The 26,747-nt window shown below is 70.0% G+C and carries 24 protein-coding genes and 1 tRNA gene; 15 read left to right on the forward strand and 10 right to left on the reverse strand.

From position 1 onward, the window contains the following. Positions 1-3: 3 nt before the first annotated feature. The 3 genes from acpS to tsaE are packed head-to-tail and all read left to right on the forward strand — an operon-like array spanning position 4 to position 2,415. Complete coding sequence (acpS, locus tag OV208_RS13435) at positions 4-378, forward strand: holo-ACP synthase (RefSeq protein ID WP_120533555.1); 375 nt, start codon at positions 4-6, stop codon at positions 376-378. 19 nt (positions 379-397) lie between these two features. Next, positions 398-1,930, forward strand: a complete 1,533-nt coding sequence (locus OV208_RS13440; RefSeq protein WP_267574221.1) for an NAD(P)H-hydrate dehydratase — start codon at positions 398-400, stop codon at positions 1,928-1,930. Beyond that, positions 1,927-2,415, forward strand: a complete 489-nt coding sequence (gene tsaE / locus OV208_RS13445) for a tRNA (adenosine(37)-N6)-threonylcarbamoyltransferase complex ATPase subunit type 1 TsaE (protein ID WP_267574222.1) — start codon at positions 1,927-1,929, stop codon at positions 2,413-2,415. The genes OV208_RS13440 and tsaE overlap by 4 nt, the downstream gene beginning before the upstream one ends. A gap of 10 nt (positions 2,416-2,425) precedes the next feature. Here the strand turns inward: tsaE and OV208_RS13450 are convergent, their stop codons facing one another. The 6 genes from OV208_RS13450 to OV208_RS13475 form a co-directional block, all read right to left on the reverse strand. Continuing rightward, positions 2,426-3,280, reverse strand: coding sequence for a class II glutamine amidotransferase (locus OV208_RS13450; RefSeq protein WP_267574223.1), 855 nt, complete (start codon positions 3,278-3,280; stop codon positions 2,426-2,428). 87 nt (positions 3,281-3,367) lie between these two features. Next, the gene (gene hutI, locus OV208_RS13455) at positions 3,368-4,636 is read right to left on the reverse strand and encodes an imidazolonepropionase (protein WP_267574224.1); all 1,269 of its coding nucleotides are present in this window, start codon (positions 4,634-4,636) and stop codon (positions 3,368-3,370) included. Between the two features lie 3 nt (positions 4,637-4,639). Then, the gene (locus tag OV208_RS13460; RefSeq protein ID WP_267574225.1) at positions 4,640-5,338 is read right to left on the reverse strand and encodes a hypothetical protein; all 699 of its coding nucleotides are present in this window, start codon (positions 5,336-5,338) and stop codon (positions 4,640-4,642) included. Positions 5,339-5,375: 37 nt separating this feature from the next. Then, entirely contained in the window at positions 5,376-7,031 is a 1,656-nt protein-coding gene (gene hutU / locus OV208_RS13465) for a urocanate hydratase (protein WP_267574226.1), read from the reverse strand. Positions 7,032-7,163: 132 nt separating this feature from the next. Then, entirely contained in the window at positions 7,164-7,589 is a 426-nt protein-coding gene (locus OV208_RS13470; protein WP_267574227.1) for a hypothetical protein, read from the reverse strand. 115 nt (positions 7,590-7,704) lie between these two features. Further along, positions 7,705-8,133: a hypothetical protein gene (locus tag OV208_RS13475; protein ID WP_267574228.1), complete on the reverse strand. Its 429-nt coding sequence runs from the start codon at positions 8,131-8,133 to the stop codon at positions 7,705-7,707. Between the two features lie 204 nt (positions 8,134-8,337). On the opposite strand from OV208_RS13475, the gene OV208_RS13480 reads away from it, so the two are divergent. The 4 genes from OV208_RS13480 (at position 8,338) to OV208_RS13495 (ending at position 15,483) form a co-directional block, all read left to right on the forward strand. Next, positions 8,338-10,725, forward strand: a complete 2,388-nt coding sequence (locus tag OV208_RS13480) for an FdhF/YdeP family oxidoreductase (RefSeq protein ID WP_267574229.1) — start codon at positions 8,338-8,340, stop codon at positions 10,723-10,725. Then, positions 10,722-12,977 (forward strand): hypothetical protein, encoded by a 2,256-nt coding sequence (locus tag OV208_RS13485; protein ID WP_267574230.1) that lies wholly within the window; start codon positions 10,722-10,724, stop codon positions 12,975-12,977. Before OV208_RS13480 ends, OV208_RS13485 begins: the two co-directional genes overlap by 4 nt. Before the next feature lie 356 nt (positions 12,978-13,333). After that, positions 13,334-14,521, forward strand: coding sequence for a sigma-54 interaction domain-containing protein (locus OV208_RS13490; protein WP_267574231.1), 1,188 nt, complete (start codon positions 13,334-13,336; stop codon positions 14,519-14,521). Positions 14,522-14,613: 92 nt separating this feature from the next. After that, a complete protein-coding gene (locus tag OV208_RS13495) occupies positions 14,614-15,483 on the forward strand; it encodes a MaoC family dehydratase (RefSeq protein ID WP_267574232.1) in 870 nt (289 codons plus the stop codon). A gap of 45 nt (positions 15,484-15,528) precedes the next feature. Here the strand turns inward: OV208_RS13495 and OV208_RS13500 are convergent, their stop codons facing one another. After that, a complete protein-coding gene (locus OV208_RS13500) occupies positions 15,529-15,765 on the reverse strand; it encodes a helix-turn-helix domain-containing protein (RefSeq protein ID WP_120533568.1) in 237 nt (78 codons plus the stop codon). A gap of 375 nt (positions 15,766-16,140) precedes the next feature. Between OV208_RS13500 and OV208_RS13505 the strand changes: the two genes are divergently transcribed. The 6 genes from OV208_RS13505 (at position 16,141) to OV208_RS13530 (ending at position 22,415) form a co-directional block, all read left to right on the forward strand. Further along, positions 16,141-16,548 (forward strand): (deoxy)nucleoside triphosphate pyrophosphohydrolase, encoded by a 408-nt coding sequence (locus OV208_RS13505; RefSeq protein WP_267574233.1) that lies wholly within the window; start codon positions 16,141-16,143, stop codon positions 16,546-16,548. Between the two features lie 3 nt (positions 16,549-16,551). Then, the gene (locus OV208_RS13510) at positions 16,552-17,490 is read left to right on the forward strand and encodes a hypothetical protein (protein WP_267574234.1); all 939 of its coding nucleotides are present in this window, start codon (positions 16,552-16,554) and stop codon (positions 17,488-17,490) included. A 149-nt stretch (positions 17,491-17,639) separates the two neighbouring features. Continuing rightward, positions 17,640-19,685, forward strand: a complete 2,046-nt coding sequence (ftsH, locus tag OV208_RS13515; protein WP_420715019.1) for an ATP-dependent zinc metalloprotease FtsH — start codon at positions 17,640-17,642, stop codon at positions 19,683-19,685. Positions 19,686-19,787: 102 nt separating this feature from the next. Next, positions 19,788-20,036, forward strand: coding sequence for an RNA polymerase sigma factor region1.1 domain-containing protein (locus OV208_RS13520; protein ID WP_267574235.1), 249 nt, complete (start codon positions 19,788-19,790; stop codon positions 20,034-20,036). Between the two features lie 84 nt (positions 20,037-20,120). Further along, positions 20,121-20,717, forward strand: a complete 597-nt coding sequence (locus OV208_RS13525) for a nucleotide exchange factor GrpE (RefSeq protein ID WP_267574236.1) — start codon at positions 20,121-20,123, stop codon at positions 20,715-20,717. A 162-nt stretch (positions 20,718-20,879) separates the two neighbouring features. Next, positions 20,880-22,415 (forward strand): trypsin-like peptidase domain-containing protein, encoded by a 1,536-nt coding sequence (locus OV208_RS13530; RefSeq protein WP_267574237.1) that lies wholly within the window; start codon positions 20,880-20,882, stop codon positions 22,413-22,415. Positions 22,416-22,434: 19 nt separating this feature from the next. On the opposite strand, the gene OV208_RS13535 is transcribed toward OV208_RS13530, so the two are convergent. Continuing rightward, the gene (locus OV208_RS13535) at positions 22,435-23,067 is read right to left on the reverse strand and encodes a DUF6066 family protein (RefSeq protein WP_267574238.1); all 633 of its coding nucleotides are present in this window, start codon (positions 23,065-23,067) and stop codon (positions 22,435-22,437) included. A 189-nt stretch (positions 23,068-23,256) separates the two neighbouring features. Between OV208_RS13535 and OV208_RS13540 the strand changes: the two genes are divergently transcribed. Next, complete coding sequence (locus OV208_RS13540) at positions 23,257-23,616, forward strand: PilZ domain-containing protein (RefSeq protein ID WP_120538204.1); 360 nt, start codon at positions 23,257-23,259, stop codon at positions 23,614-23,616. 85 nt (positions 23,617-23,701) lie between these two features. Here OV208_RS13540 and OV208_RS13545 read toward each other — a convergent pair whose 3' ends face one another. Next, complete coding sequence (locus tag OV208_RS13545; protein ID WP_324291376.1) at positions 23,702-25,252, reverse strand: Glu/Leu/Phe/Val dehydrogenase; 1,551 nt, start codon at positions 25,250-25,252, stop codon at positions 23,702-23,704. A gap of 301 nt (positions 25,253-25,553) precedes the next feature. Here OV208_RS13545 and OV208_RS13550 point away from each other — a divergent pair. Next, positions 25,554-25,629, forward strand: a tRNA-Thr gene (locus OV208_RS13550). Between the two features lie 47 nt (positions 25,630-25,676). Here the strand turns inward: OV208_RS13550 and OV208_RS13555 are convergent. Continuing rightward, entirely contained in the window at positions 25,677-26,678 is a 1,002-nt protein-coding gene (locus OV208_RS13555) for a hypothetical protein (protein WP_267574240.1), read from the reverse strand. Positions 26,679-26,747: the final 69 nt, after the last annotated feature.

Consider the following 26,747-nt stretch of genomic DNA (forward strand, 5'->3'; position numbering starts at 1 on the left):
GCCATGTCCATCGTCGGCCTGGGGTTGGACCTCTGCTCCATCGAGCGCATCCAGCGCATCCTCGACGGTCCGCGCAAGGATGCGTTCCTGGCGCGCGTGTACACCGAGGGCGAGCGCGCCTACTGCGCGCCCCGCCACGACGCGGCCAGTGCCTTCGCGGCGAGGTTCGCGGCGAAGGAGGCGCTGGTGAAGGCGATGGGCGTGCCGCCCGGGGTGCACTGGAAGGACATGGAGGTGGTGCGCGAGGGCGGTCCGCCGCGCTTCGTGCTCTCCGGCGTGGCCCGTGAAGTGATGGAAGCGCGAGGGTGGGAGGCGATGCTCGCGCTCACCCATGATGCCGGCGTGGCCGCGGCCACGGTGGTGCTCCAGACGAAGTGAAGCAGGAAGGACTGAAGCCATGCAGCGCGTGCTCACCGCCGTCCAGATGCGTGAAGCCGAAGCGGCCGCCCAGGAACGTCACGGGATGCCCTCCGGGTTGTTGATGGAGAACGCGGGCCGCGCGCTCGCGGACGCCGCCCGGAGCGTCGCGGGCCCCGGCGGGCGCTTCACCGTGCTCTGCGGCCCCGGCAACAACGGCGGGGACGGGCTCGTCGCCGCGCGCTTCCTGCTCGAAGGCGGGGCGCGCGTGGTGGTGTCGCTGGTGGGGGACCCGGCGAAGCTCACCCAGGAGTCGAAGCGCAACCTCCAGGCGCTGGAGGGCTTCGGTGAATCGCCGCGCGCCTTCGAAGCGCTGCCGGAGTCGGGCGCGGGCGATGTGATTGTGGACGCGCTCTTCGGCACCGGCCTGCGCCGCGCGCCGGAAGGGGCCTTCGCGGATGCGATTGGCACCGTGGCGCGGTGGCGGCGCTCGGGGGCGAAGGTGGTGGCGGCGGACGTGCCGTCGGGCCTCCAGAGTGACACCGCGGAGCCCTTTCCACTGTGCGTGGAGGCGGACGTCACGGTGGCCTTCGGGTTCCTGAAGCCCGCGCATGAGCTGGAGCCCGGCGCGTCGCTGTGCGGGGACGTGCGGCGCGTGGACATCGGCCTGGGCGGTGAGTCGGCCCGGGCGGTGTCGGGCGCGGAGCTGCTGCGGGTGGAGGAGCAGGACGCGCGCGAGGTGATCCCGGCGCGCCGCGCGGATACGCACAAGGGCACCTACGGCCACGTGCTGGTGGTTGCGGGCAGCCCGGGCAAGACGGGCGCGGCGGCGATGGTGGCCCTGTCGGCGCTGCGCAGCGGGGTGGGGCTCGTCACGGTGGCCACGCGCGCGGAGGCGCTGCCGTGGGTGATGGCGCACTCGCCGGAGATCATGGGCATCGCTCTTCCGGGAGAGGGGCCGCTGGGGAAGGGCGACCTGGAGGCGCTCAAGAGCGCGTTGGAGGGCAAGGACGCGCTGGTGATGGGGCCGGGCATCCCCCGGGGGCCGGAGACGGGCGCGTTGATTGGCGACCTGCTGGCGGCGGTGGATGTGCCCGCGGTGCTGGACGCGGACGCCCTCAACGCCGTGGCGGAGGACCTGACCGTGCTGCGCCGGGCGAAGGGCCCCGTGCTGCTCACGCCGCACCCGGGCGAGATGGCCCGGCTGTGGGGACGGACGACGAAGGACGTGCAGCAGCACCGCGTGGGCGTGGCCCTGAACATGGCCACGTCGCTCAACGTCACCGTGGTGCTCAAGGGCTCGCGCACGCTCATCGCGGAGCCGGGGGGGCGCGTGTTCATCAACCCCACGGGCAACGCGGGCATGGCCACCGGCGGCACCGGCGACGTGCTGTCGGGCGTGTGCGGCGCGCTGCTCGCGCAGGGCATCAAGCTGCCCAAGGCGGCGTGGACGGCGGTGTACGCGCACGGGCTCGCGGGCGACCTCGCGGCGAAGCGGCGGGGCTTGATGGGCCTCATCGCCACGGACCTCCTGGAGGACCTGGGTGCGGTCTGGGTGCGGTGGGGACGATGAGCGAGGCGGCCGGCCCTGTGCGCACGCGGCGCCTCGTGTCACCATCCCCCGAGCAGACGCATGCGCTGGGCGTGAAGCTGGGCACGCTGTTGGAGCCCGGGGACTTCGTGGGCCTCGTGGGCGAGCTGGGCGCGGGCAAGACGCACCTGGTGCGCGGCGTGGCGGAAGGCGCGGGCGTGGCGAAGTCCGAGGTCGCGAGTCCCACGTTCGCCATCGTGTATCCGTACGAGGGCCGCATCCCGCTGTACCACGCGGACCTGTACCGCCTGGCCGACTACGAGGAGCTGTACGCCACCGGCTTCGTGGACATGGTCGCGGACAACGACCGCGCGATGCTGGTGGAGTGGTTGGACCGCATCCCCCAGGCGGCGCCGCGCGAGTTCCTGCGCGTCACGCTGCGCCATGAAGGGGAGGCCGCGCGGAGCCTGGAGGCGGAGGCCTTCGGCGCGCGTCCCGCGGCACTGCTGGAGGCGTGGCTCGGCTGAAACAGCGCCGTCAGGCCGCGCTGCTCGGGTTCAGCACGCTTTCGGCGAGCGTCTGCACCTTCCAGCGGCGGAAGACGAGCCGCGCGTCCACGCCCACCACGTCCTCTTCATCCACCGGCGCCCAGTGGGGACCGCCGCACAGCGACTCACTGGCGACGAGGAACTGCTGGAGCGGCACGTCCGTGTTCGGCGAGCGCAGTGCTTCCGGGCAGCCGCCGATGCCGGAGGAGATGAAGAGGGTGCGGTTGCGGCGCGTGGCCACCATCGCCTCGCCGTCCGTGACGAGGAAGTTCATCGCGGAGCGCTCCTTCGGCTCGCGGCTTCCCGGCACGTCCGTCATCGCGGACACGAGCGTCATCGTCTCCGCGAGCGCCCGAGCCATCGACTCCACCGGCACCGACCCGTCGAGCGGACCCCGCACCCCGAGCCGCGACAGGAACAGATAGAAGCAGCGCTCGCTGTCCGTGGTGCCCTTGATGTTGACGCGCAGCTCCGGGTGGATGAGCGCTTCCACGGCGGCCTTGTGCTTCGCGAACTCGCGCAGCGTGCCGTTGTGCACGAAGGACCAGCGGCCGAAGTGGAACGGGTGCGAGTTGCGGATCTCCACCGCGCCCACACTCGCGAGCCGGATGTGCGCGACCACGGTGCGCGCGGACACCTGGCTGGACACCCGCTCGAAGTCAGGGTCGCTGTGCGCGGGACCCACACCATGCGCCACGAGCGGAGAGCACTCCTGCCCGTACGAAGCGATGCCCCAACCGTCCTTGTGCTCACGCGACTGGATGAGGAGCGAATTCCTCTCCGTCACCAGGGCGGTGTGGACAGCAGCGGGAACCGCGGATCTGAATCCAAATAGTCGGCACATGGTGGCAGCTGATCTCTACAACGGCCGGCCCACGAGGGAAGTTCCACCTGCCCCCTCGGACGATGCCCGTTGTTCAGCGGCACCCACTCAGGGACAGCAATCCATCCGCGCGCGGCCCACCACCTGTCCGCTCTTCACCACCACCCGCGCGTGGCTGATACCCAGATGATAAGGCAGGTGCCGGTAGCTGCGACACCCGAAGACAACCAGGTCGCCCGCATCACCCACGGCCAGGCGCCCCTGCCGTTGCAACCCCAAGCATTGCGCGGCGCCCCGTGTCGCGGCCCAGTACGCCTCGGCGGCCGTCAGCCCGTTCTCCAGGCAGGCGAGCCCCAGCACCAGCGCCAGGTTTTCCGTCATGGAAGAACCGGGGTTCACGTTGGAACCCAAAGCAATGTTGACGCCCGCGTCGCGCAGCTTCCGGCCGGGTGCGTAGGGGCGCATGCGCAGGAAGAGGGTGGAGGTGGGCACGAGCACGGCGGTGACGTTCGCGGCGGCGAGCGCGCGGATGCCTTCGTCCGTCACCTGCTCCAGGTGGTCCGCGCTGCTGGCACCCACTTCCGCGGCGAGCGCGGAGGCCCCGCAGGCGGTGAGCTGATCCGCGTGCAGGCGCGGCGTGAGGCCCAGCGCCTTGCCCGCGAGCAGCAGGCGGCGTGACTCGTCCACGGTGAAGGCGCTCTCCTCCGTGAAGACGTCACAGAAGCGCGCCAGTCCTTCGCGGGCCACGGCGGGGAGGATCTCGTTGATGCACAGGTCCAGGTAGTCGCCACGGCGGCCCTGGTACTCCGCCGGCACCGCGTGTGCGCACAAGAGCGTGGGCACCAGCTCCAGCGGGGACAGCGTGCCCAGCCTGCGCACCGCGCGCAGCATCTTCAGTTCGTCCGCCAGTGACAGGCCGTAGCCGCTCTTCACCTCGGCGGTCGTCACGCCCTGCGCGAGCAGGCGCTCCAGGCGGGGCAGGGCGAGCCGGGCCAGCTCCTCCTCGCTGGCGGCGCGGGTGGCGCCCACCGTGTTGACGATGCCGCCGCCCGCCTTGGCGATCTCCAGGTACGTGGCGCCCTGGTTGCGCAGGTCGAACTCAGCGGAGCGCTCGCCCGCGAAGACCAGGTGCGTGTGCGGATCCACGAAGCCCGGACCCACGAAGCCGCCCTCGGCGTCGACAATCTCCGTCGCGTCCGTGAGCGCGCCCCTGGGCAGGTCCGCTTCCTTCCCCACGAAGGCCACGCGGCCCTGGCGGATGCCCACGCAGGCGGCGGGGCGCGGAGTGAGGGCCACTTCGGCGGGCTCGCGGTGCGTGCCCTCCACGGTGAGCACCTCGGAGGTGTTGCGAACCCACAGGTCGAGCGCTTCCGTCATGTGTCAGCGTCCTCCACGCACCCCGGCGATGGGCACGTTCCAACTGCTGCCGTTCGCGCGGGCCCGGCCATAACCGCCGGACACTTCCAGCTTCGACTTGCCTGCCTCGCCCAACGAAATCTGCGCGGCCACCACGGCGCCGTAATACACGCTCGTCACCTGCGAGCCGGGGTTCACCAGGGACTGGTTCACCCCAAAGAACGGCACCAGCCCCAGCGACATGCCGGGCTCCGGATGCACGGTGAAGGCGCAGGTGCCCTCCATGCCGAACAGGCTGCTGGTGCTGTCCGTGTCGCCCAGGCCGAAGTCCGACGCGCCCCGCACCGCGAACGCCGGGGCCAGGCCCACCGTCTGCGAACCGATGTAGTACGACAGGCCCGAGTACAGGCCGTAGCCCGGCACCGGCGCGAGGAAGAACTCCCCCTGGAGCCCCACGTGCAGGGACAGCCGCTCATCCAGCGGCAGCGTCACCGCGCCGTCGAAGGCGATTCCCCACTGCTCGCTGTTGAAGGGCTTCGCGTCGCCCTGGAAGGCGCCGTCCAGCTCCCCGCGCTCGGACAGCTGCGGGGCGTTGAGGCGGGGGCCGGAGCGGAATCCGATTTGATAGAAGCGCTCGTTGGACATGCCCGGACCCATGCGCATCACCATGGGCCCCGTGGTGGTGGGCGTGCAGGCCGCGAGCACGGCCAACACCCCCGTCATCAAGATTGCGCGGATCCGGCTTGGCATCCGGCGCACTCTAGGCGGTGAGGCCCGGGATGCGCACGCCCCGCTCCTTCGCGACGTCGGTGGCCTCCGTGTAGCCGGCGTCCGCGTGGCGCAGCACGCCCATGGCCGGGTCGGAGGTGAGCACGCGCTCGATGCGGCGCGCGGCCTCCGGGGTTCCGTCCGCGACGATGACCTGGCCCGCGTGCAGCGAGTAGCCCATGCCCACGCCGCCGCCGTGGTGGAAGGACACCCACGACGCGCCGTTCACCGCGTTCACCAGCGCGTTCAGGATGGGCCAGTCCGCCACCGCGTCCGAGCCGTCCTTCATGGCCTCCGTCTCGCGGTTGGGGGACGCCACGCTGCCGCAGTCCAGGTGGTCGCGGCCAATCACGATGGGCGCCTTCACCTCGCCCTTGCGCACCAGCTCGTTGAACGCGAGGCCCGCCTTGGCGCGCTCGCCATAGCCCAGCCAGCAGATGCGCGCGGGCAGGCCCTGGAACGCCACGCGCTCCTGGGCCATGTCCAGCCAGCGGTTGAGCGACGCCTTGTGCGGGAACAGCTCGCGCACCGCGCGGTCCGTGCGACGGATGTCCTCCGGGTCTCCGGACAGCGCCACCCAGCGGAACGGCCCCATGCCCTCGCAGAACAGCGGGCGGATGTACGCGGGCACGAAGCCGGGGAACTCGAAGGCATTCTGCATGCCGCCCACCTTCGCCTGGCCGCGCAGGTTGTTGCCGTAGTCGAACACGTGGCTGCCGGCGGCCTGGAAGTCGTTCATCGCCTGCACGTGCATGATCATCGACTCTCGCGCGCGCTTCACGTAGCCCTCGGGGTCGCGCTTGCGCAGCTCCGCCGCGGCCTCCAGCGACAGGTCCGTGGGGATGTAGCCGTTGAGCGGATCATGCGCGCTCGTCTGGTCCGTCACGAGGTCCGGCTTGATGCCGCGCTTGTACAGTTCGCGGAACACCGACGCCGCGTTGCCGATGATGGCGATGGAGCGGCCCACGCGCTTGGCCTGCGCATCCTTCGCCAGGGCCAGCGCTTCGTCGATGTCCTTGGCCACCACGTCCAGGTAGCGCGTCTCCACGCGGCGCTGGGCGCGGTGCGGATCGATTTCGACGCCCAGGAACACGGCGTTGTTCATGGTCGCGGCCAGCGGCTGCGCGCCGCCCATGCCACCCAGGCCGCCGGAGAGGATGAGGCGGCCGGCCAGGTCCTCGCTGCCGAAGTGGAAGCGGCCCGCGGCGGCGAAGGTCTCGTAGGTGCCCTGCAGGATGCCCTGCGTGCCGATGTAGATCCACGAGCCGGCCGTCATCTGGCCGTACATCATCAGGCCCTTCTTCTCCAGCTCGTGGAAGTGCTCCCAGTTGGCCCAGTGGCCCACGAGGTTGGAGTTGGCGATGAGCACGCGCGGCGCGTCCGGGTGCGTGCGCAGGATGCCCACGGGCTTGCCGGACTGCACGAGCAGCGTCTCGTCGTCGGTGAGGCTCTGGAGGCTCGCGACGATGCGGTCGAACGACGGCCAGTCGCGGGCGGCCTTGCCGGTGCCGCCGTAGACGACGAGGTCTCCGGGCTGCTCGGCCACGTCCGGGTCGAGGTTGTTCATCAGCATCCGGAGCGCGGCCTCCTGCACCCAGCCCTTGCAGGAGAGGGTGGTGCCGCGAGAGGCGCGGATGATGCGGGACATGCGGAAGGCTCCTGGAAAGGTGGCGCGGAAGAGGACGCCCGGGCGGGCACCCTAACCGAACCTCCCACGTCGCGGGGGGACGCCGTGCAGGCCGTGTGCCCTCGCGAACCCGGACCGCCTGGACGCCGTGCGTCAGTAGTCCTGGCGCGAGTCCACGTAGGCGCTGAAGCCGTAGGTCTCACCGCTCGTGTAGAACTTGATGCCCCAGCCCACCGGGGCCGTCAGTCCGTAGGCGCTGCCGGTGCAGCCCCCACAGATGAGCACGCCGTTGCGGTGGATGTTCCACAGGCCGGTGATGTTGGAGGACGTGACGGCCGTGACGGACGAGCCGACCAGGTTGAAGGCGTAGGAGTTGCCGTTCGCGATGCCGCTGAAGCTCGCGGAGGCGGCGAACGTGCTCTCGTTCCAGGTGATCGTCATGTTGACGCCCGTCGCCGGAGACGACGCGCCGTTGTCGACAATGGACAGGCCGTGGGTGGACTGGATGCTGTGGCCGGCCAGGGCGGGGACGGACATGAACAACGCGGCGGCGGTGACGGCGGAAGCGATGGCCTTCATGAAATGGCTCCTGCTGGGGGGAAACGCGGAGTGCCGTGAAGCACCCCGCGTGAAACCCATCCTGCATGAGACCGGTGATACATGAAAGACGAGTTTAGTTGGTGGAAGCCGTGTTTCAGTAGTCCTTGCGCGTCGTCACGTAGGAGCCGAAGCCGTAGACCTCACCGGTCGTGTAGACCTTGAAGTAGTTGCCCACCGCCGCGGTCAGCTCGTACGCGTGGCCGGTGCAGCCGCCGCAGACCAGCACGCCATTGCGGCGCACGTTCCAGAGCCCCGTGATTTCATAGATGGTCGTGGTGGCCGGAGAGCCAACGAGCTCGAAGTCGTACTCGTTGCCGCCCGCGAAGCCGTGGAAGTTCACGAACGCGGCGCGGGTGGCCACATTCCAGCTCACCACCGCGTTCGAGCTCGTGACCTGGAGCGAGCCCGCGGTGTTGTCCTTCACGAACAGGCCCTTGCTGGACCAGATGCTGTGGACGTCCGCGGCCAGGGCGGGGACGGACAGGAACAGCGCGGCGACGACGAGGGAGCGCAAGGACTTCATGGGGGGAACCTCCAAGAGCGGGATGAAACGCGGTGTCGGGGGACACTCCGCGTGAACCCAATCCTGCATGAAGGCCGCAAGACTTGAAAATTAGGGCTTGTCCTTAGTTCCCGAGAGTCCTGATCAACCCCCGACCTGTCGGGAAGGCAGGAGCGGGGTAGAGTCGCGGCCCCGGCGAGGGCATACCCGGGACGAAGGTGGGACATGGCCGAGGCACCACGACAGGGGGAGGACGCGGACGTAAAGGCGGCGGCCCTGGCGGTGCCGGCGGCCCAGACTCCGCTGGAGGTCCGGCCTCCGGACGTGGGCGCGGTGAAGACGGTGGCGGGTGGTCTGCCCGCGGTGCTGCACGCGTTCAAGCACGTGCTGGGCGAAGCGGGGCCGTGGCGCGGCGGCAAGCTGCTCTGGAAGATCAACCAGTCGGATGGCTTCGACTGCCCAGGGTGCGCGTGGCCGGACCCGACGCACCGGTCGGTGAACGAGTACTGCGAGAACGGCGCGAAGGCGGTGGCGGAGGAGGGGACGCGCGAGCGGGTGACGCCGGAGTTCTTCCGCGAGTGGAGCGTGGCGCGGCTCGCCGAGCAGTCTGACCTGTGGCTGGGCAAGGCGGGCCGGCTCACGCACCCGATGGTGCTGCGCGAAGGCGCCACGCACTACGAACCCCTGTCCTGGGACGACGCGTTCGCGCTGGTTGCAGAGGAGTTGAACGCGCTGGGCTCACCGGATGAGGCGTGTTTCTACACGTCAGGCCGGACGAGCAACGAGGCCGCGTTCCTGTACCAGTTGTTCGTGCGGCAGTTCGGCACCAACAACCTGCCGGACTGCTCGAACATGTGCCACGAGTCGAGCGGCACGGGCCTCTCCGAGACGATTGGCATTGGCAAGGGCTCCGTCACGCTGGAGGACTTCGACCACGCGCAGGCCATCTTCGTCATCGGCCAGAACCCGGGGACGAACCACCCGCGCATGCTGTCGGCGCTCCAGGCCGCCGCGCGCCGGGGCTGTGAAATCGTCAGCGTCAACCCGCTGCCGGAGACCGGGCTCAACCGCTTCAAGCACCCGCAGGAGGTGCTGCACCTGTTCGGTCCTGGCACCGCGCTCAACAAGCTCTTCCTCCAGGTGCGCATCAACGGCGACGTCGCGCTCCTCCAGGGGTTGGGCAAGGCGCTCTTGGAGCGCGAGGCGAAGGCGCCGGGCACCGTGGTGGACCGGGCGTTCGTCGAAGACAGGACGGCGGGCTTTGACGTGTATGCCGCGCACCTGGGCAAGGTGTCGTGGGACGACGTCGTGGAAGAGAGCGGCGTGCCCCGCGAACAGATCGAGTCCGCGGCGGACATCCTGGCGCGCTCCGAGCGCACCATCTTCTGCTGGGCCATGGGCCTCACGCAGCACCGAAACGCCGTGGGCAATGTGCAGGAGGTGGTCAACCTGACGCTCCTTCGCGGGAGCATCGGCAAGCCGGGCGCGGGCGTGTGTCCGGTGCGCGGGCACAGCAACGTTCAGGGCGACCGCACCATGGGCATCTGGGAGCATCCCCAGCCCGCGCTGCTCGATGCTCTGGAGCGCGAGTTCGGCTTCGCTCCGCCGCGCCACACCGGCCTGGACACGGTGGCCACGCTGAAGGGCCTGCACGACGGCCGGGTGAAGGTGTTCTTCGCGCTGGGCGGCAACTTCCTGTCGGCCACGCCAGACACGGAGTTCACCGCGGAGGGCCTGCGGCGCGCTCGCCTCACGGTGCACGTGTCCACCAAGCTCAACCGCGCGCACCTGGTGCACGGCCAGCGCGCGTTGATCCTCCCGTGCCTGGGGCGCACCGAACACGACGTGCAGGCCACGGGGCGGCAGTTCGTCACCGTGGAGGACTCGATGGGGATGGTGCACGCGTCGCGCGGCGCGGTGACGCCCGCGTCCGAGCACCTGCTCAGCGAACCCGTCATCGTCGCGCGCCTGGCGCACGCGGTGCTGGGGACCCGCACGAAGGTGCCGTGGCTGTCCCTGGTGGAGGACTATGACCGGGTGCGCGAGCTCATCTCCCGCTGCATCCCGGGCTTCGAGGACTTCAACCGCCGCGTGCGCGAGACCGGTGGATTCGCGCTGCCCAACGGCCCGCGAGAGGGACGCTTCCCCACGCCGGATGGGAAGGCGCACTTCACGGTGCATGTCATGCCGCGCCTGAGGCTTGGGCCCGGGCAGTTGCTGATGATGACGCTGCGCTCGCATGATCAATACAACACCACCGTGTATGGCCTGGACGACCGCTACCGGGGAATCAAGCAGGGCCGGCGCGTGGTGTTCCTGCACCCGGAGGACGTGAAGGCGCGCGGGCTGACGGCGGGGCAGAAGGTGGACCTCACCAGCCACTTCCAGGGGGAGACGCGCGTGGCCCGGGAGTTCCTGGTGGTGCCGTACAACATCCCCCGCTCGTGCGCGGCCACGTACTTCCCCGAGGCGAACGTGCTCGTGCCAGTGGACAGCCACGCGGAGAAGAGCCGCACGCCCACGTCGAAGTCCATCGTCATCACCGTGGCCCCGAGTCCCGGCGCCGTGCCCCTGTTGCCGTCCGGCACTCCGGATGTCGCGAGGCCCGGGTGAGCCTCTCGCTTCCCACGCCGCTGTCGGCCGAGGTCGGGTGGCCGGAGTCGCTCCAGCCGCTGCATGCGCAGGTGGCGGCGGCGCTGCCCCAGGAGGCAGTGGCCCTGAGCGCCGGCTGGCGTGAGGACTTCGCGCGCTGGGTGCGCGGTGCTTCGTTGGAGGAGCGCACGCGGGCGCAGGCCGCTGCCTGGGAAAGGCTGTCCCCGGGCGAGCGCAGTCCGGGCGAAGTGCTCTTCCTGTTGTCCACGTGCAGCGAACTGCTCTGGCCCTACGCGGAGCCGCCCCCGGGCCTGTTGGGACAACTCCTCGCCCGGCAGCGCGAAGCCGTGGCCACGCTGCGCGAAGCGGGGGACGCGGAGGGCTCGGAGCGGATCCAACGTGAGACGGACGCGTCGCTGTCCACCGTGCTCACGCGCTACCTGAAGCGCCATCCGGACGCGTTGCAGGCGCTGGTGCGGGGCGTGCCGTGCACGTTCGATGGCCGCGCGCTGCGCTTCCAGGACGCGGTGGACGTCGATCTGAAATTGGTGCTGGGCGCGGGCCCGAAGTCGGTGGGGCTGCTGGAGCAACTGCGCGCGCTGCTGCCCGACACGCGCGAGGAGGGTCGCGACCGGCTCGCCGAGTTCATCCGCACGCGCGCCGCGCGCGTCCCCTGGCGTGAGGCGCGCGAGGTGCTGGGCGAGCGGCTGTTCGCGCTGGCCACGTCCCCGGAGGGTCGCATGGGCATGCGCGGCTTCCTCGCGTGCTACCCCAACGGGCGCAAGGAGCCGGACTGGTGTTCGCGCGCGGGCCTGTTGCTTGCGCGCACGGTGGAGGTGGGTGGGCCGCCCGCGGTGGTGGAGAACCTGTGCGACCTGCTCACGCTCTTCGACTCGCCCCCGGTGGACGGGCTGCGCGGGGCGCTGGGCGCGCTGGTGCAGAGCGACTTTGATGCGGCGGCGGACCTGGGCCATGCGCGGTTCGTCCTGGACCACTGCCACGGCACGATGCGCAAGAACGAGCCCGCGCTGGCGCTCGCGCTCCTGTGGCTGGAGGAGCGGCTGTTCCGCGCGGCCGTGCGGAGGGGCGTGCCGGAGGCCTTCGAGCGGCGCACCCGGGCCCGCGCGCGGCTGGAGTCATTGCCCGGCTTCGCGCACCTGGTGTGGCTGGCGGAGGAGTGCGCGGAGGTGTGGCCGCGCTTCCGCTCGCCCTCGCGGCCCGGCCTGGACGGGCTGGTGGCGTGGCGCGCGGAGGTGGCGCAGCGCATGGGCAAGAAGCCCGTGCTGCGCAAGGCGGCCATCGAGTTCCTCCTGTGGTGCGCGCCCGATGAGGCGTCCTCCGAAGCGGAGCTTGCGGTGATCGCGCTGGTGCGCACCGCCACGGACCGGCGGCTGGTGCGCAAGATGCTGGAGCACCCGTCGCCCAAGGCCCGCTTCCGCGCGCGCTCGCTCCAGTCCTGGCTCCAGGCCGGGGCGGGGCAGGGCCGCTCTCCGGCGCCGGTGGAGGCCTCGGAGCCCGCGACGCTGACGGCCTCGCTGCGCCACCTGCATGCGACGCGTTCAGTGCCGGTGGGCGGGCGCACGTGGCTGCGCGACCGCGACCTGGAGGACCTGCTGGTGGGCGCGGTGGGGCGCGTGGAGGCGGATATCGCCGTGCGCCATCCGGAGCGCTTCCGCGAGGAGACCGCGGACCTGGTCGCCGGACTGCTGGAGGGCCTGCGCGCGGAGCTGGAGCGCATCCAGGCGGACCTGGGTTCGCTGCTGGCCCAGGGGCGCGCCTCCCCGCTGTCCCTGTCGATGACCGTCCAACGCGCGCCGCTCCCCGTGCGGGACGGGGGCGTGGAGGTGGCCTTCGTTGTCTCGGTGGAGCGCGAGGGCTTCGTGCGCACGCGCCGGGTCGTCCGGATGCCGGTGGCGAAGCTGGAGCAGCGGGGCGAGGGCCAGTGGCTGCCCACGTTCCGGCTGGGCCGCGAGCGACTGGATGCCCTGCTCGCGCGCACGGAGGCCGCCTTCTGCCTCTTCCTGGTGCCCGCCTTCGTGCGCGCCGAGTGCTGGGTGGTGCCGGCGCGGCTGGCTCGGGCGTTGATGGAGACGCAGGGGGCCCTGGCCGGCGTACCCCGTGAAGCCGCGCAGGCGGTGTCCCGGCCCCTGGCGCAGTGGCTGGTGTACGACGTGCTGGGTCTGTGGGTGGGCGACGAGCGGCCCGAAGTGGTGGACGCGGTGCGTGAGGGTGACGCCGGCGCGGACTTCGTGGTGGACCTGCTCGTGCGCTGAAAGCCCCCGTCACCGAGGGGCGGAAATGCCCGGGGAATTGTCCGAGAATATCCAGAAGGCCCGGCGTAATGGCTGACGAGGGGTGCTGAAACTCTGTTCGGGCAGGGGAGGACCTGTTGGGTCCGTCCGAATGGGGTTCATGCCTCCACGCGCGTGTCGTCGCCGTGTCTCCAGGGGCGTGAAGGTCTTCACGGTGAAGAGCACGGCATCGATGGACCCGGGGACTCGTGGCTGGAGCCACGGGATGGGGTCCAGGCGCTGATGGGGGCCCGGGCGCCTGAAGGGCCCGTGCGCCTCTGTTGGGTTGGGTCGGAGTTCGTCGAACGAAGCCGAGCCGGGGGAGGAGTGTGTCCTCAATGAAGATGTCGAACCAGGGGGCCGCCGTGTCGCGTTTCCACTGCGGGAGGAAGAAGGAGCACAAGGGGGCGCGCATGCGAGCTCCGGGTGCGCGTCCGGGAACCTTCGTGGACGGGGTCCGGTGGCGGCAGGCGCGGACACGGGCAGGCAGCGGCGCCAGCGGGATGTCCCTCTCCGCCCGGTGCGAGGCGCGGGATGCGGACGTCGCGCTGGCGCATCCGCAACCGCTTCCGGAGCGGGCGGCCTTCGGGGAGCTGGTGGCCCGGTCCGCCGCGGCCCGGGACAGCTTTGAACGGATGGCGCGCGCGGCCTCGTGCAGCGCCACGGTGTTGCTGGAAGGGGAGACGGGCACGGGGAAGAGCCGCGCCGCGCTCGCCATCCACCGCGCGGGGCCCCGTGCGGTGGCTCCCTTCCTGGTGGTGGACTGCGGTGCGCTCCCGGCGAACCTCCTGGAGAGCGAGCTGTTCGGCCACGAGAAGGGCGCCTTCACCGGGGCCATCCAGCGCCGCGTGGGGGCCTTCGAGGAGGCCGACGGCGGCACCATCTTCCTGGATGAGATTGGCGAACTGCCCGCGGAGCTGCAGCCCAAGCTCTTGCGCGTGCTGGAGAACCGGGAGATCCGCCGCCTGGGCTCCAACACGCATCAAACGGTCAACGTGCGAGTCATCGCGGCCACGCACCGCGACCTGCGCGCGGAGGTGCAGGCGGGCCGCTTCCGGGCGGACCTGTACTTCCGGCTCGCGGTGGTGGGCATCCCGATTCCCTCCCTGCGCGAGCGGCCCGAGGACATCCCGCTCATCGTCGAGCGCATCCTCGCGGGGCTGGGCGCCACGCCCGCGCAGGTGGAGTCACTGACCGCGCCGGGCTTCCTCGCGCAGCTCCAGAAGTCCGCGTGGCCGGGTAACGTGCGCGAATTGCGCAACCACCTGGAGCGCTGCCTTGTCTTCCAGAGCGCGCTGCCGCCCGGGGTGTCCGGGGCCGGCCTTCAGCCCGCGACCTCCCGAGCGGTGGATGCGTCGGTGACGTATGCGGAGTCCCGGCGCCGGGCGCTGGAGTCCTTCGAGCACGACTATGTGGAAGCGCTCCTCAAGCTGCACGGAGGCAAGGTGTCCCAGGCCGCCGCCGCCGCGGACATGGACCGCGTGTACCTGTATCGGCTCCTGCGTCGGCATGGCCTCAAGAGCTGAAGTCGGCCTGAAGCCGACCTGAAGTCGCCTGAAGCTGGGGTGCCTTCACAAAACCCACGCGGGATGGGGGCGGCTGGCGGAGAATCCCGCCCATGTCCGCCACCATCTTCGATCTGCACACGCTCCCCGCGATGCCCGCCGCGCTCCTGCGCGCGGCCTTCACCCGCAGGACGGCGCGCGGAACGGCCCTGCCGGAGATGACGCTGCGGGCGCACGGCTGCCGCGCCTCTCCGGAGCTGCTGGCGCGCTACCGGGCCGCGTGCGGCTTCGATGCCGACGGCTTCCTGCCGGTGACGTATCCGCAGGTGCTCGCGACGCCACTGCACCTGGGCCTCCTGGGCCTGCCCGACTTCCCGTACCCGGTGCTGGGCACCGTGCACGTGCGCAACCACATCCAGCAGCACCGCCGCATCGCGGACGCGGCCCCGCTCACCGTGTCCTGCCACTTCGACGGCCAGCGGGACGTGCCCGCGGGCCAGGAGTTCGACCTGCACACGCGCGTCGAAGCCCAGGAGAGCGGCGAGCTGCTCTGGCAGGCCGTCACCACCATGCTGCGTCGCAACGGGGACCGGAAGGACAAGGACGCGGGGCGCAAGGACCGGCCGCCGGATGACGCGCGCTTCGCCGCGAGCCGTCCTTCCCCGTGGACCGTTCCCGCCGACACCGGCCGCCGCTACGCGCGAGCTTCGGGCGACTTCAACCCCATCCACCTCACGCCCCTCACGGCGCGGCCCTTCGGCTTCTCACGCGCCATCGCGCACGGCATGTGGACGCTCGCGCGCTGCGTGGCGGAGCTGGGCGAGGCGGCCCACCTGGACGCGCTCCGCCTGGACTGCGACTTCAAGAAGCCCCTGCTCCTGCCGGCCCGCGTGACGTTCCAGACGGCCCGCGAGTCCGGGGGCGTGGCGTTTCGCGTGCTGTCGGAAGAGGGGAAGCCGCACCTGCTCGGGCGGCTGGACTGAAGCCCGAGCGACCTGCCGTCGGGCCGGGGGGCGAGCGGCCCACCGTCAGTCGCTCAGCTCCGGCAGGTCGGGCAGGCTGTCCGGATCCAGCTTCATCATGGCGCACAAACGGCTCAACGTCGGGATGGTGGGCACCATCACGCCGCGCTCGACACGGGCCAGGACTTCCACCCCCAGCTCCAGATGTTCGGCGACTTCCTCCATGGAGAGCCCCGCCTGCTGCCGCGCCGTCTTCAGCGCCGCGCCAAGCGCTTCGGCCCGCTCTCTCCGACTCTGTGTCATTCCCCGAGCATGGCGCCATCCGGCCCTGCCGTCACTTGAATCCCACACGCACCCCTTCCGGACGGTGGCCCGCCCGGGGACCTGTCCTCCCCGGCGTGAAGTCCCCAACAACACGCCACCCCCATGGGCCCGGTGGAGCGCCCCCGGCCCGCCGCCTCCCCCCGGCCTTGCGCCGAGGGGCTCCGGAGATGGACCCGAGGAGCAGGGCCCGGGGCGCCGGGTCGTTCCGGGAAGGATGTGGCGGGGTGGACGCCCGTCCGGGCCATGCGCACGCTGCCTTGAGGAAGGTCCCTGCGGCATTGGCGCCAGTCAGGGCCTGTGTTAGGCCGCCGCTCCCTGCCCCGGGTCCCTGGGACACCAACTGAGGAGAAGTGAATGACCCGTCGTCACGTGCGAGTCGTCGGCGCGATGCTCCAGAACGAGATGGGTCGCTACCTCATCACCCAGCGGCCCCCCAAGGCGTCGCTGCCCCTGCTCTGGGAGTTTCCGGGCGGCCGGGTGGAGGAGGGGGAGGACGACGCGGCGGCGCTCGCCCGCGAACTCCAGGAAGAGATGGGCGTCCGCATCGTGGTGCTGGAGCAGGTGATGCACACCCACCACGAGTACCCCACCTACGACATCGACTTCCGCGTGTTCCGCTGCCAGTTGAGCGACAGCGGGGCGGAGATCCACCACCTGCGTGTGCATGACCATCGCTGGGTGGCGCTGGAGGAGATGGGGCAGTACCGCTTCCCCGACGCGGACGCGAAGACGCTGGCCCGGTTGCTGGACCTGGACCACTGACCCGTGCGCCCCTCTTCGTGTCTGTTCGCCGCCGCGGGCCTCCTGCTGGCGTCCGCCTGCTCCAGCTCCCGTCCCGTCCCTTCCGCCTCCACCGCCCCGGATGCGGGCATGCAGCAGGTGCCCGCCACGGGCCAGGAAGGCTGCGTCCTCTATTCCGATGGCCGCAAGACGGGCACCGTGCCCCGGCAGGTGCCGGAGCTGTCGGGCCTGGCCGCCAGCCAGCGTCACCCCGGCATCTTCTGGGGACACAACGACTCCAACAACGCCTTCGAACTGTTCGCCCTGGATGAGACGGGCACGGTGAAGGCCACGCTGACGCTCACCGGCGCGGATCCCCGCGACATCGAGGACGTGGCGGTGGGGCCGTGCGAGCCGGGACAGAAGGCCACCTGCGTCTTCCTGGCGGACACCGGCGACAACTTCGAGCGTCGCAAGGAAGTGCGCCTGTTCCGCGTGACGGAGCCGGAGTCCATCGCGAACGCCACGCTCCCGGTGGAGGCGCTGCCCTTCACCTATGTGGACGGCCCGCACGACACCGAGTCGCTGATCATCGACGCCCGCTCCGGCCGCATCGCGGTGCTGACGAAGACGCGCGCGTCCCTGGGCGACCTGTACGTCGTGGAGGGACTCAAGCAGGGCGGCTCCGGCAGGGCCACGAAGCTGGGCAGCCTGCGCGTGCCGGAGGACGTGGACCGGCTGGCCACCGGCGCCTCGCTGCACCCGTCCGGCGAGCGGTTGCTGGTGCGCACGTACACGCGCGTCTGGGAGGTCCGCAAGCCGGGGGCGAAGCGCCTGGAGGATCTGGTCGGCGCCCAGGTGGTGGAAGTGCCCGGCGCGAGCCAGGCCCAGGCCGAAGCCATTACCTTTCTACAGGACGGGCGCGGCTACCTGCTGGGCAGTGAGTTCACGGGGGAGCCCCTGGTCCGCGTGGATTGCCGCTGATCCAACACTTCGGCGCGCCTCAGTCATCATCCTGTCACGCCCGGCGGTTGACGGCTTGGCGGGGGTGACCATCTTTGGCCGGCTAAGGGAACCGTCACACGACATGTCGTCTGTGTGTACGGGGGAGGGGGAGGGCGAGCGTGCCGACGATGAAGCCACAGGACCTGCCGCCGGGGATGGGCCCGCGCGGAAAGAAGAGCGACAAGCCAGCACCCACGAAAGGTGGGTTCAAGTTCGGCTCACCACTGGGCTACATCCTCCTGCTCGTCCTGGGGTTCCTGCTGTTCCGGAACGTGTTTCAGGACGCGGGTGTTCGCCGGGTGTCGTACAGCCAGCTGCGCGACGCGGTGGAGAACGGCCAGTTCAGCCGGGTGCAGATCTCCAACGAATGGGTGAAGGGTTTCCTCAAGGACAACGCCCAGCCACCTCCGGGTGAGAAGGGCACGCTGCGCAGCGAGCCCAGCGCCCTGCCGTGGATGGCCTACCGCGTCCCCGGGGACGAAGGGCTGGTTCCGCTGCTGGAGCAGAAGGGCGTCCAGTTCGAGGCGGTGCCGCAGTCGAGCTTCAGCGAGGTGTTGTGGATCTGGCTCATTCCCATGGGCCTGCTGATCCTCTTCTGGAGCTTCATGATGCGCCGGATGTCCGGCGGCATGGGCCAGGGCCCGCAGAGCGTCATGAGCTTTGGCAAGACGCGCGCGAAGGTCCAGGCGGAGAATGACACCGGCGTGGGCTTCAAGGACGTGGCCGGCGTCGACGAGGCCGTGGACGAGCTGCGCGAAATCGTCGAGTTCCTCAAGACGCCGGAGAAGTTCCGCCGTCTGGGTGGCCGCATCCCCAAGGGTGTGTTGCTCGTCGGCCCTCCGGGCACGGGCAAGACGCTGCTGGCGCGGGCCGTCGCCGGTGAGGCGGGCGTCCCGTTCTTCAACCTCTCCGGTTCGGAGTTCGTGGAGATGTTCGTCGGCGTGGGCGCGGCGCGTGTCCGTGACCTCTTCGCCCAGGCCACCGCCAAGGCGCCGTGCATCATCTTCATCGATGAGCTGGACGCCATCGGCAAGAGCCGCAACTCAGGGGTGGCCGGCGGCCACGACGAGCGTGAGCAGACGCTGAACCAGTTGCTCGCGGAGATGGACGGCTTCGACAGCCGCGCGGGCCTCATCATCCTGGCGGCGACCAACCGCCCGGAGATCCTGGACAGCGCGCTGATGCGCCCGGGCCGCTTCGACCGGCAGGTGCTGGTGGACCGTCCGGACAAGCGCGGCCGTGAGCAGGTGCTGGAGATCCACGCCAAGGGCGTCAAGCTGGGCACCGACGTGGACCTGAGGCAGATCGCCTCCCGCACGCCGGGCTTCGCCGGCGCGGATCTGGCCAACGTGGTGAACGAAGCGGCGCTGCTGGCCGCGCGCAAGAACCGCGACGCGGTGATGCGGGCGGACTTCGAGGAGGCCATCGAGCGCGTGGTGGCGGGCCTGGAGAAGAAGAACCGCCGCATGAACGAGCGCGAGAAGGAGATCGTCGCGCACCACGAGGCAGGCCACGCGGTGGTGGGCTGGATGATGCCGTACGCCGAACGGGTGACGAAGGTGTCCATCATCCCGCGAGGCCTGGCGGCGCTGGGCTACACGATGTCGCTGCCCCTGGAAGACCGCTACCTCATGTCCGTGGACGAGCTGCGCGACAAGATGGCGGGGATGATGGGCGGACGTGCCGCGGAGGAGCTCTTCATCGGCGAGGTGTCCACGGGCGCCTCCAACGACATCAAGCAGGCGACGGAGATCGCCAAGATGATGGTCCGCGACTACGGCATGAGCAGCCTGGGTCCGGTGGCGCTGAGCGGAGACCAGGGTCCGGGCTTCTTGAGGAGCGCGGGCCTGCCGGAGTCGCGCAGCTACTCCGAACAGACGGCCCGGATGATCGACGACGAGGTCCGCAAGATGGTCTCCGAGGCGCTCGACCGCGCCCGTGAGGTCCTCAGCGTGAACCGCGAGAAGGTGGAGGCCCTGGCCGCACGGCTCCTGGCGACGGAGGTCATCGAGGAGGAAGCGATGACGACCATCCTGGGGCCCAAGGTGCTGGCGCAGCGGGGCCTGTTGCATCCGGAGGCGCGCACCGTGATTTCGGCGCACCCGGTGGGAGCCAACGAAGCGGAACCGGTCGTGCCGCCCACGCAGCACACGCAGGGCAAGTACGACTCCTGAGTGCTTGCCTGCCCTCCGGGCAGACCTTCGCCCACCGGATCCACCGCCAGCCTGCGGTGGCCGGTGGGCGAAATTACTTTTGGCAGACAAGGAGGCGTCGCCGTGGAGAACCGCATTGGGAAGAGCTACGTCGCGCGGAAGTCGTTGTTCGCCAAGGGCCTCAAGGACGGCCGGCTCACGGTGCAGGAAATCGAGGAGGCGCTGCCTCCGGGGACGCTGACGGCCGCCGAGCGGTGGCTCCTCTACTACTCGCTCCGGGCCGCTCAGGTGGAGATCATCGATGAGGTGACAGGGCAGGTGGACCACGGCTTCATGGCCGAGGCCCCACCGGCTGCTCCTTCCAACCACTAGCCGCGTTGACAGGGGCGCCCTCGCGGTTAGGTTCGCGCCGCGTATCAAGGTCCGCTCTTTCAACCCCCTGGCGCAGGTTCGACAATGGACGGTAAGCCCCGCAGCGACGAGACCCCGGAGACGCAGTCCCCCGCCAACGAGGCGGGGGAGGCTCCTTCGACCGACCTTCCAGAGGACCGCGAGGCCGCATCGGACGGCGAAGTGACGCGGCTCCAGACGGAACTGGAGGTGGCCCGCCGCCGGGTGAACGAGCTGGCCCGGGCGTACCAGGACCTGAACAAGGACCGCGAGGAGTTCAAGCAGCGGTTGACGCGCGAGCGGGAGCGGATGATCGACGTGGAGCGCGGCAACGTCGCCGGCACGCTCCTGGAAGCCATCGACGAGCTGGACCTGGCGCTGGCCTCCAGCCACCAGGACACCTCGCCGCTGGCCCAGGGCGTGCGGATGATCCGCGACAGCCTCCTCGCCAAGGCCCAGGCCACCGGCATCGAGCGCATCCAGATGGTGGGCCGTCCCTATGATCCCAACGTCGCCGAGGCGGTGGACATGGAGATCACCCCCGTGCAGGACGACGACCAGAAGGTCGTGGCCGAGTTCCGCGCGGGCTACCGCCTGAAGGACCGCATCATCCGCCCGGCCCGGGTGAAGGTGGCCCGGTACGTGGCCCCGGCGCAGGCCTGAAGGGGTATCCCCAGGCGCTGGGGCCAAGTGCTGGCGAAGCTCTGGCGCCGCTTCTCCTGACGCCCCTGCGAGCCTGACTGGGGCTGGCGGGGGCTGGCCCCCTTCCTGGCCTCTCATGCGCCGGGAAGGGTGGAGCAGGGCGGTCTGTTGGGGCCTGACGCCATGGCCCGCCGTGTAAGCTGCCGCCCCGTGTCCGTCCGACTGTTCAGCCTTCTTTTCGCGGTGACGCTCGCCCCCGTGGCTGGGGCCGCCGAGGATCCGCTCCAGCCCTGGCTCCAGGCCCGGGTTCGCGAGCACACCGCCTGGTTCGCCGCCCCGCCGCCATCGTCGCCCGCGTCCGAGGGCACGGCCGGCGGGTCCGCCCTGTGGCGCGAGCGCCCGGCCGGCAGCGCGGGCGTTGCGAACTTCGTGCCCCCCACGTCGCTGGCGCCGCTGATCCGCGCGGTGGAGGCGGGCGTGGTGAACATCACCACGGTGGGCCCCGGAGCGCTGCCGGGTGCGGTGAAGCGCTCCACAGGCTCCGGCTTCGTGCTGACGGCCGACGGGCTCGTCGTCACCAACAACCACGTGGTGGCCAACGCCCAGGGCCCGGTGGTGAACCCGTCCGGCTCCGGCGTCACCCCCGACAAGGGCGGCCCGCGTGAGGTGCCCCTCCAGCAGGTCTCCGTGCGGCTGGCGGACGGCCGCGAGTTCCCCGCGGAGGTGGTGGGCCGCGACGCGTCCACGGACGTGGCGCTCCTGCGCTTGAGCGGCGCGGGACTGGGGACCCTGCCGGCGGTGTACCTGGGGGACTCGGACGTGTTGGAGGTGGGCGACTGGGTGGTGGCCATCGGCAACCCGTTCGGCCTGGACCACTCGGTGGCGCACGGGATGATTTCGGCGAAGGAGCGCGTGCTGGGCGTGGGCCAGTTCGACGACTTCATCCAGACGGACGCGCTCATCAACCCCGGCAACTCCGGCGGCCCGCTCTTCAACATGCGCGGCGAGGTGATTGGCGTGAACACCGCCATCATCAGCGAGGGCCAGGGCATCGGCTTCGCGGTGCCCATCAACCTGGTGAAGGACCTGCTGCCCAACCTGCGGGAGAACGGCAAGCTGGAGCGCGGCTGGCTGGGTGTCGTCATCAACGAGGACGGCGTGGCCGCCACCACCACGGCGCCGGTGGTGAAGGACGTCTACCGGGGCAGCCCCGCCGCCGCCGCCAACATCCGCCCCGGAGACCGGCTGGTGGCGGTGAATGGCCGGCCCATTGGCAGCTACCTGCAGCTCTTGCGCAAGGTGGCCCTGCTGGCGCCGGGCACGGAGGCGAAGCTGACGCTCCTGCGCGAAGGCGGCACGCAGGAGGTGTCGGTGCGGCTGGTGGCGCGCCCGGCGCAGGAGGCCACCGAGGGCCTGTCCAACCGGGGCGGCAGCACCGCGAATGACCTGGGGCTGGTGCTCCGGGATTTGACGCCGGAGGTGGCCGCGCCCCTGGGCTACGAAGCCTTCCTGGGCGCGCTGGTGTCCGGCGTCGTCCCGCGCAGCCCGGCGGAGCAGTCCGGCCTGCGCGCCGGCGACGTCATCACCGAGGTGAACCGTCGCCGGGTGAAGGACTCCGCCGGGGTGAAGGCCGCCCTGGAGCGGGGCAGCGCGGGGGCCAGCATCCTCCTGCGCGTCCAGCGGGGCGACGCGCTCCAGTACATCGCCATCGCCCGCTGAAGCGGGGGCGGGCGCCTGGTTACTTCGGGGCGTCCTTGCCGTTGAGCCACAGGCCCATGTGTCCGCCGCTGCGGCCCTCGGTGAGGACCACGGCCTCCACGCGGGCATTGACGCCGAAGACCTTCCCGCCACCCTTCTTGGGCAGCGACCACACGCTCTGCGGCGTGAAGACGACCTGCGCGCGCACGCCCCGCGTGGAGAACAGGCGGCTGAAGACGCCGCCATTCCACCCGTCCGGCGCCGTGCCGCTCACCGTGAGGTAGTTCATCACCGGGTTGCCCTGGGCGTCCGTCTTCTTCGGCGCCCCGTGGGTGAGGGCGTACTTCCCGCCCCCGAAGAAGGGCGTGATGTTGATGGTGTAGTCGTTGTTGCCCGGGTTGTAGTCACCCGCGGACAGCATGGTGGCGTCGTCCTCCGTGATGATCATGTAGAGGCGCTTGCCCGTGTACTTCTTGCGGAAGGCCTCCGCGTTGGCCTTGCACTGAGGGTCCACGAAGGCCCCGTCGCACTCGCCCACGTACTTCTCCAGGAAGGCCCCCAGCGCCCCCAGGGGCTCGGACTCGTCGCGCAGCTTCGCGAAGCGCGAGTCCACGTCGGCCAGGGCGAGCGTGGGCACAAGGAGGGCAAAGGCGGCGGCCAGGAAGCGATTCACGAGCGGGAACTCCCAAGAAGGGGGGGATGAAGACGCCAGGGATGCTGCCACTTCCGGCCGCGCCGGGGGCAGGGCTTTCCCATGGGTGGGGCTTGGTGGGGCGGGGTAGATGTAAGTGGATAAGTTGCCTACATCTAGCCACCATGTAGTTTGTCCCTGTCACCCCCTGTTTCGGAGGCCATCCCCGCCATGAACACCCAGCCGCAGGAACGTCGTAACCACCTCCGATTCGACAAGATCTTCACCGTGTACCTGTCCACGCAGGACGGGATGATGCGGGGCATTGGCCGCAACATCAGCGCGCGGGGCATGTTCATTGAAGTGCGCGACTCGCTGGGGCTGGGCGAGAAGCTGAAGGTGACTTTCGCGGGCGAGGACGGCACGGAGATGACGTGCCTGTGCGAGGTGCGCTACCAGGTGGCGCTGGCCTTCGGGCGCAAGGACGGGCGTCCGGGCAACAGCCGCGGCGTGGGCCTGCGCATCGTGGCGTACGAGACGATGGACGACGCGCCCCTGCTCCTGGTGGACCGCGAGCGGGTGATGCACTGAAAAACCGCGGGGCACGGCCCTTCCCCTGAGAGAGGGAAGACACCGTGCCCCGGGCGTGGGACTCGAAGTTGCTTGAAGCGGATGCCTACTGCGAGAAGCCTTCGAGCAGGTAGTGGGCCTCGATGCGCTTGAGCGCGAGGATCATCGCGGCGCAGCGGCTGTCCACGTTCTTGCCGATGCAGTACGGGCGGCTGTCGTGCATCTCCGTCTTGCGCGGCTGGTTGCGCGAGATGTCCCGGATGATGCGGTAGTTGCGCTTCATGGCGCGCTCGAGGCGCTGATCGACTTCCGCCTCGCTCCAGCGCTCCATGCGCTTGTTCTGGATCCACTCGTAGTAGCTGACCGTCACGCCGCCGGCGTTGGCGATGATGTCCGGGATGAGCTCGATGCCGCGCTTCTGAAGGACGCGGTCGGCTTCCGGGGTGGTGGGGCCGTTGGCGCCTTCGGCGATGAGCTTCACCTTGAGGCGCTCGGCGACCTCGGCGGTGATTTCGCCACCCAGGGCGGCGGGGACGAGGATGTCCGCCTGCACGTCCCAGAGGTCCTTCTTCTCGATGCGCTGGGCGCCGGGGAACCCGATGACGGAGCGCTTGAGGTTCTTGGGATCCTGAACGTAGGCGGTCAGCGCGTTCACGTCGATGCCGTCGCCGTTGAAGATGGAGCCGTCGGCGTCGTTCACCGCGAGCAGGCGCGCGCCCATGTTGCCCAGGATGATGGCTGCGTGGCTGCCCACGTTGCCGAAGCCCTGGAGGACGAACGTCTTGCCCTTCACGCTCTCGCCGCGGTCGGCGTAGTAGTCCTCGATGCAGAACGCGACGCCCTGGCCGGTGGCCTTGCCGCGGCCTTCCGAACCGCCGATGCGCACGTCCTTGCCGGTGACGATGCCGCGCAGGTTGTGGCGCTCGCGCTCACCGTCGGAGAACTGGCGGTAGAGCAGCGCCATGATCTCCGGGTTCGTGCCCACGTCCGGCGCCGGGATGTCGATGTTCGGCCCGATGAGGCTCTTGAGCCGGTACATGAAGCGCAGGGTGATGGCTTCAATCTCCTCGCGGCCGTACTCGCGGGGATCCAACTGGATGCCGCCCTTGCCGCCGCCGAAGGGGACTTCCGCGATGGCGGTCTTCCAGGTCATCTCCGCGGCGAGCGCCTTGAAGAGGTCCAGGGACACCTCGCGGTGGTAGCGCAGGCCGCCCTTGTAGGGGCCACGGGCCTGGTTGTGCTGGACGCGGTAGGCCTTGAAGCGCTGCGACTCACCGGGGACCAACTGGTAGACGAGCCCGTCCGGCAGGCGCAGGTGGCCGTGGCGGATGGCGACGTCGGAGCCCAGCAGGGCGCGGCCGTTGAGGATGATGTTGCCGTTGGCCAGACGCTCCAGGCCTTCGGTGTTGCGCACCTGGGTGACGGACAGGTCGGCGAAGGACTTCGCCTCCTCGGGGATGAGGGGGACGAGCCGGTCCTTGAGCTTCGCGGTGACGTAGAAGATGTGCTCGTAGTCGGGCTCTTCGAGCTCCAGACGCACCCGCTTGTCCAGGCCGATGAGATCCGCCGCGAAGTGGAAGATCTCCATCGCCTCCGTGTAGATGGTGCGCTTGGGCGTAGGGGCCGGGGCGCGCATGAAAGTCTCTTCGCTGGCCATGACGGAATGTGCTCCTTGAGGGCCCACCCGGAATGGGGGCCGCAGGGGAAAGCGGGGCCCTTATGTGCACAGGCTCCACAGGGGGTCAACCGCTGCGGAGTTCGTCAATTCTCCAAATAGTGGAGAAAAGACGCGCACTTAGCCGACGCGGTGTGTCACTTCGCCAGATGCGCCGTGTCATGGATGTCAGGGCTTCTGGATGGGAGAAGCGGCGGTGACTTTGGGTGGGCAGGTGGGGGTGGAGATTCTGCTTGCGGGGCCCGAAACCGGATGGTACTTACGCGCCGCTTTCAGCCGTCGCGCCGACATAGCTCAGTTGGTAGAGCAACTGATTCGTAATCAGTAGGTCTCCGGTTCAAATCCGGATGTCGGCTCCAAAAGAAGAAGGCCGGTGGTCCTCAGGGACCGCCGGCCTTTTTCTTTTTCACGATCGCTTGGCGATGAACGGAGCCCTGGCCACTCCACGCACCAGGACCGCCGACACCTGTCCTGAATCCGCGAGCCCGCAGATCAGGGCTTCTCCGGCGGCGCTCCCTGGATCCAGCAGGCTGGTGAGCGCCAGACCGGCCCCGAGAAGGCCACTGGCCGCGCCCACCTCGCCAATGGACTCGCAGGGAAGCAGCGTTCCGCAACCGTCAAAATCCACCCGTTGCCTGAGCAGGACCTGCGCATGGCCCCAGGCGTGGGCCTTCCACTGCTCGCCGTTGAGGTCGAGGACCAACTCGCCGCGAAAGGAGGTTCCGGGGCTGCCACTCGAAAGGACTTCCTGGATGGCTTCTGCCAGGAGCTGCCCCCGCTGGGTCGCACCCGGGAACTCACCCGGGGGCGGAGACTTCACCGTACTCGCGAGGATGTGGCACCCGGACTCCGACGCAGGGACGCGGTCCACACCTCGCTCCACCATGAGGCATGCGCCCGCCTGACCTGGAAGAAGCCCGGTGGGGGCCTCCCCACTCTTCAGTCGTCCGTGCTGGGAAAGCCAGTCCAACGTGAGCCCGTCCAGATACGAATCGGCGCCGACAAGCACCACCCGATCCACCTGACGGGAGCCGAGCAGTGCTTCCGCGCGCTGGAGCCCTTCCGCCAGACTGGTGTGCCCCGAGGCGATGGCCCGGATGTTTTCAGGGGGGATGGGAAGCCCGAGCACCTGACGGAGGGGTTCGGTGAAGTACTCGGCCAACGAATCCGGTTGCTGGTCGATGGCCCACATGAAGCGCGCTGGATCGAGCAGTGGCATCAGCGCCATCAGGCCTGTCCGCGGCCAGGCTCCCGGCAGGGGCGCTCGGGTGTCGCCCTCGTAGAGCAGATCTTCCATCGCCCCCGATGCGAGCCGGACCCAGGCTCCCGCCTGAAAGAAGCCCTCGGCGAAACCCTCGATGGGATGCCCCCGGGCCGGCGTGACCTCGCCGTCTCCATCGGGGACCATGATCCCAGGCAGCTCGCGTGCGCGAGTGAGGCCGGCACGGATGGCGGCACTGCTCCCGGTCCGGCCGTA

The organism is Corallococcus sp. bb12-1, assembly GCF_026626765.1.
In the GTDB taxonomy this organism is placed as follows: Bacteria; Myxococcota; Myxococcia; order Myxococcales; family Myxococcaceae; genus Corallococcus; species Corallococcus terminator.

Excerpts from the sequence above, each read along its gene's own strand:
- acpS (WP_120533555.1), top strand. The coding sequence starts at position 4 with ATGTCCATCGTCGGCCTGGGGTTGGACCTCTGCTCCATCGAGCGCATC.
- OV208_RS13440 (WP_267574221.1), top strand. The coding sequence starts at position 398 with ATGCAGCGCGTGCTCACCGCCGTCCAGATGCGTGAAGCCGAAGCGGCC.
- tsaE (WP_267574222.1), top strand. The coding sequence starts at position 1,927 with ATGAGCGAGGCGGCCGGCCCTGTGCGCACGCGGCGCCTCGTGTCACCA.
- OV208_RS13450 (WP_267574223.1), bottom strand. The coding sequence starts at position 3,280 with ATGTGCCGACTATTTGGATTCAGATCCGCGGTTCCCGCTGCTGTCCAC.
- hutI (WP_267574224.1), bottom strand. The coding sequence starts at position 4,636 with ATGACGGAAGCGCTCGACCTGTGGGTTCGCAACACCTCCGAGGTGCTC.
- OV208_RS13460 (WP_267574225.1), bottom strand. The coding sequence starts at position 5,338 with ATGACGGGGGTGTTGGCCGTGCTCGCGGCCTGCACGCCCACCACCACG.
- hutU (WP_267574226.1), bottom strand. The coding sequence starts at position 7,031 with ATGTCCCGCATCATCCGCGCCTCTCGCGGCACCACCCTCTCCTGCAAG.
- OV208_RS13470 (WP_267574227.1), bottom strand. The coding sequence starts at position 7,589 with ATGAAGGCCATCGCTTCCGCCGTCACCGCCGCCGCGTTGTTCATGTCC.
- OV208_RS13475 (WP_267574228.1), bottom strand. The coding sequence starts at position 8,133 with ATGAAGTCCTTGCGCTCCCTCGTCGTCGCCGCGCTGTTCCTGTCCGTC.
- OV208_RS13480 (WP_267574229.1), top strand. The coding sequence starts at position 8,338 with ATGGCCGAGGCACCACGACAGGGGGAGGACGCGGACGTAAAGGCGGCG.
- OV208_RS13490 (WP_267574231.1), top strand. The coding sequence starts at position 13,334 with ATGAAGATGTCGAACCAGGGGGCCGCCGTGTCGCGTTTCCACTGCGGG.
- OV208_RS13495 (WP_267574232.1), top strand. The coding sequence starts at position 14,614 with ATGTCCGCCACCATCTTCGATCTGCACACGCTCCCCGCGATGCCCGCC.
- OV208_RS13500 (WP_120533568.1), bottom strand. The coding sequence starts at position 15,765 with ATGACACAGAGTCGGAGAGAGCGGGCCGAAGCGCTTGGCGCGGCGCTG.
- OV208_RS13505 (WP_267574233.1), top strand. The coding sequence starts at position 16,141 with ATGACCCGTCGTCACGTGCGAGTCGTCGGCGCGATGCTCCAGAACGAG.
- ftsH (WP_420715019.1), top strand. The coding sequence starts at position 17,640 with ATGAAGCCACAGGACCTGCCGCCGGGGATGGGCCCGCGCGGAAAGAAG.
- OV208_RS13525 (WP_267574236.1), top strand. The coding sequence starts at position 20,121 with ATGGACGGTAAGCCCCGCAGCGACGAGACCCCGGAGACGCAGTCCCCC.
- OV208_RS13530 (WP_267574237.1), top strand. The coding sequence starts at position 20,880 with ATGGCCCGCCGTGTAAGCTGCCGCCCCGTGTCCGTCCGACTGTTCAGC.
- OV208_RS13540 (WP_120538204.1), top strand. The coding sequence starts at position 23,257 with ATGAACACCCAGCCGCAGGAACGTCGTAACCACCTCCGATTCGACAAG.
- OV208_RS13545 (WP_324291376.1), bottom strand. The coding sequence starts at position 25,252 with ATGGCCAGCGAAGAGACTTTCATGCGCGCCCCGGCCCCTACGCCCAAG.
- OV208_RS13555 (WP_267574240.1), bottom strand. The coding sequence starts at position 26,678 with ATGGTCCCCGATGGAGACGGCGAGGTCACGCCGGCCCGGGGGCATCCC.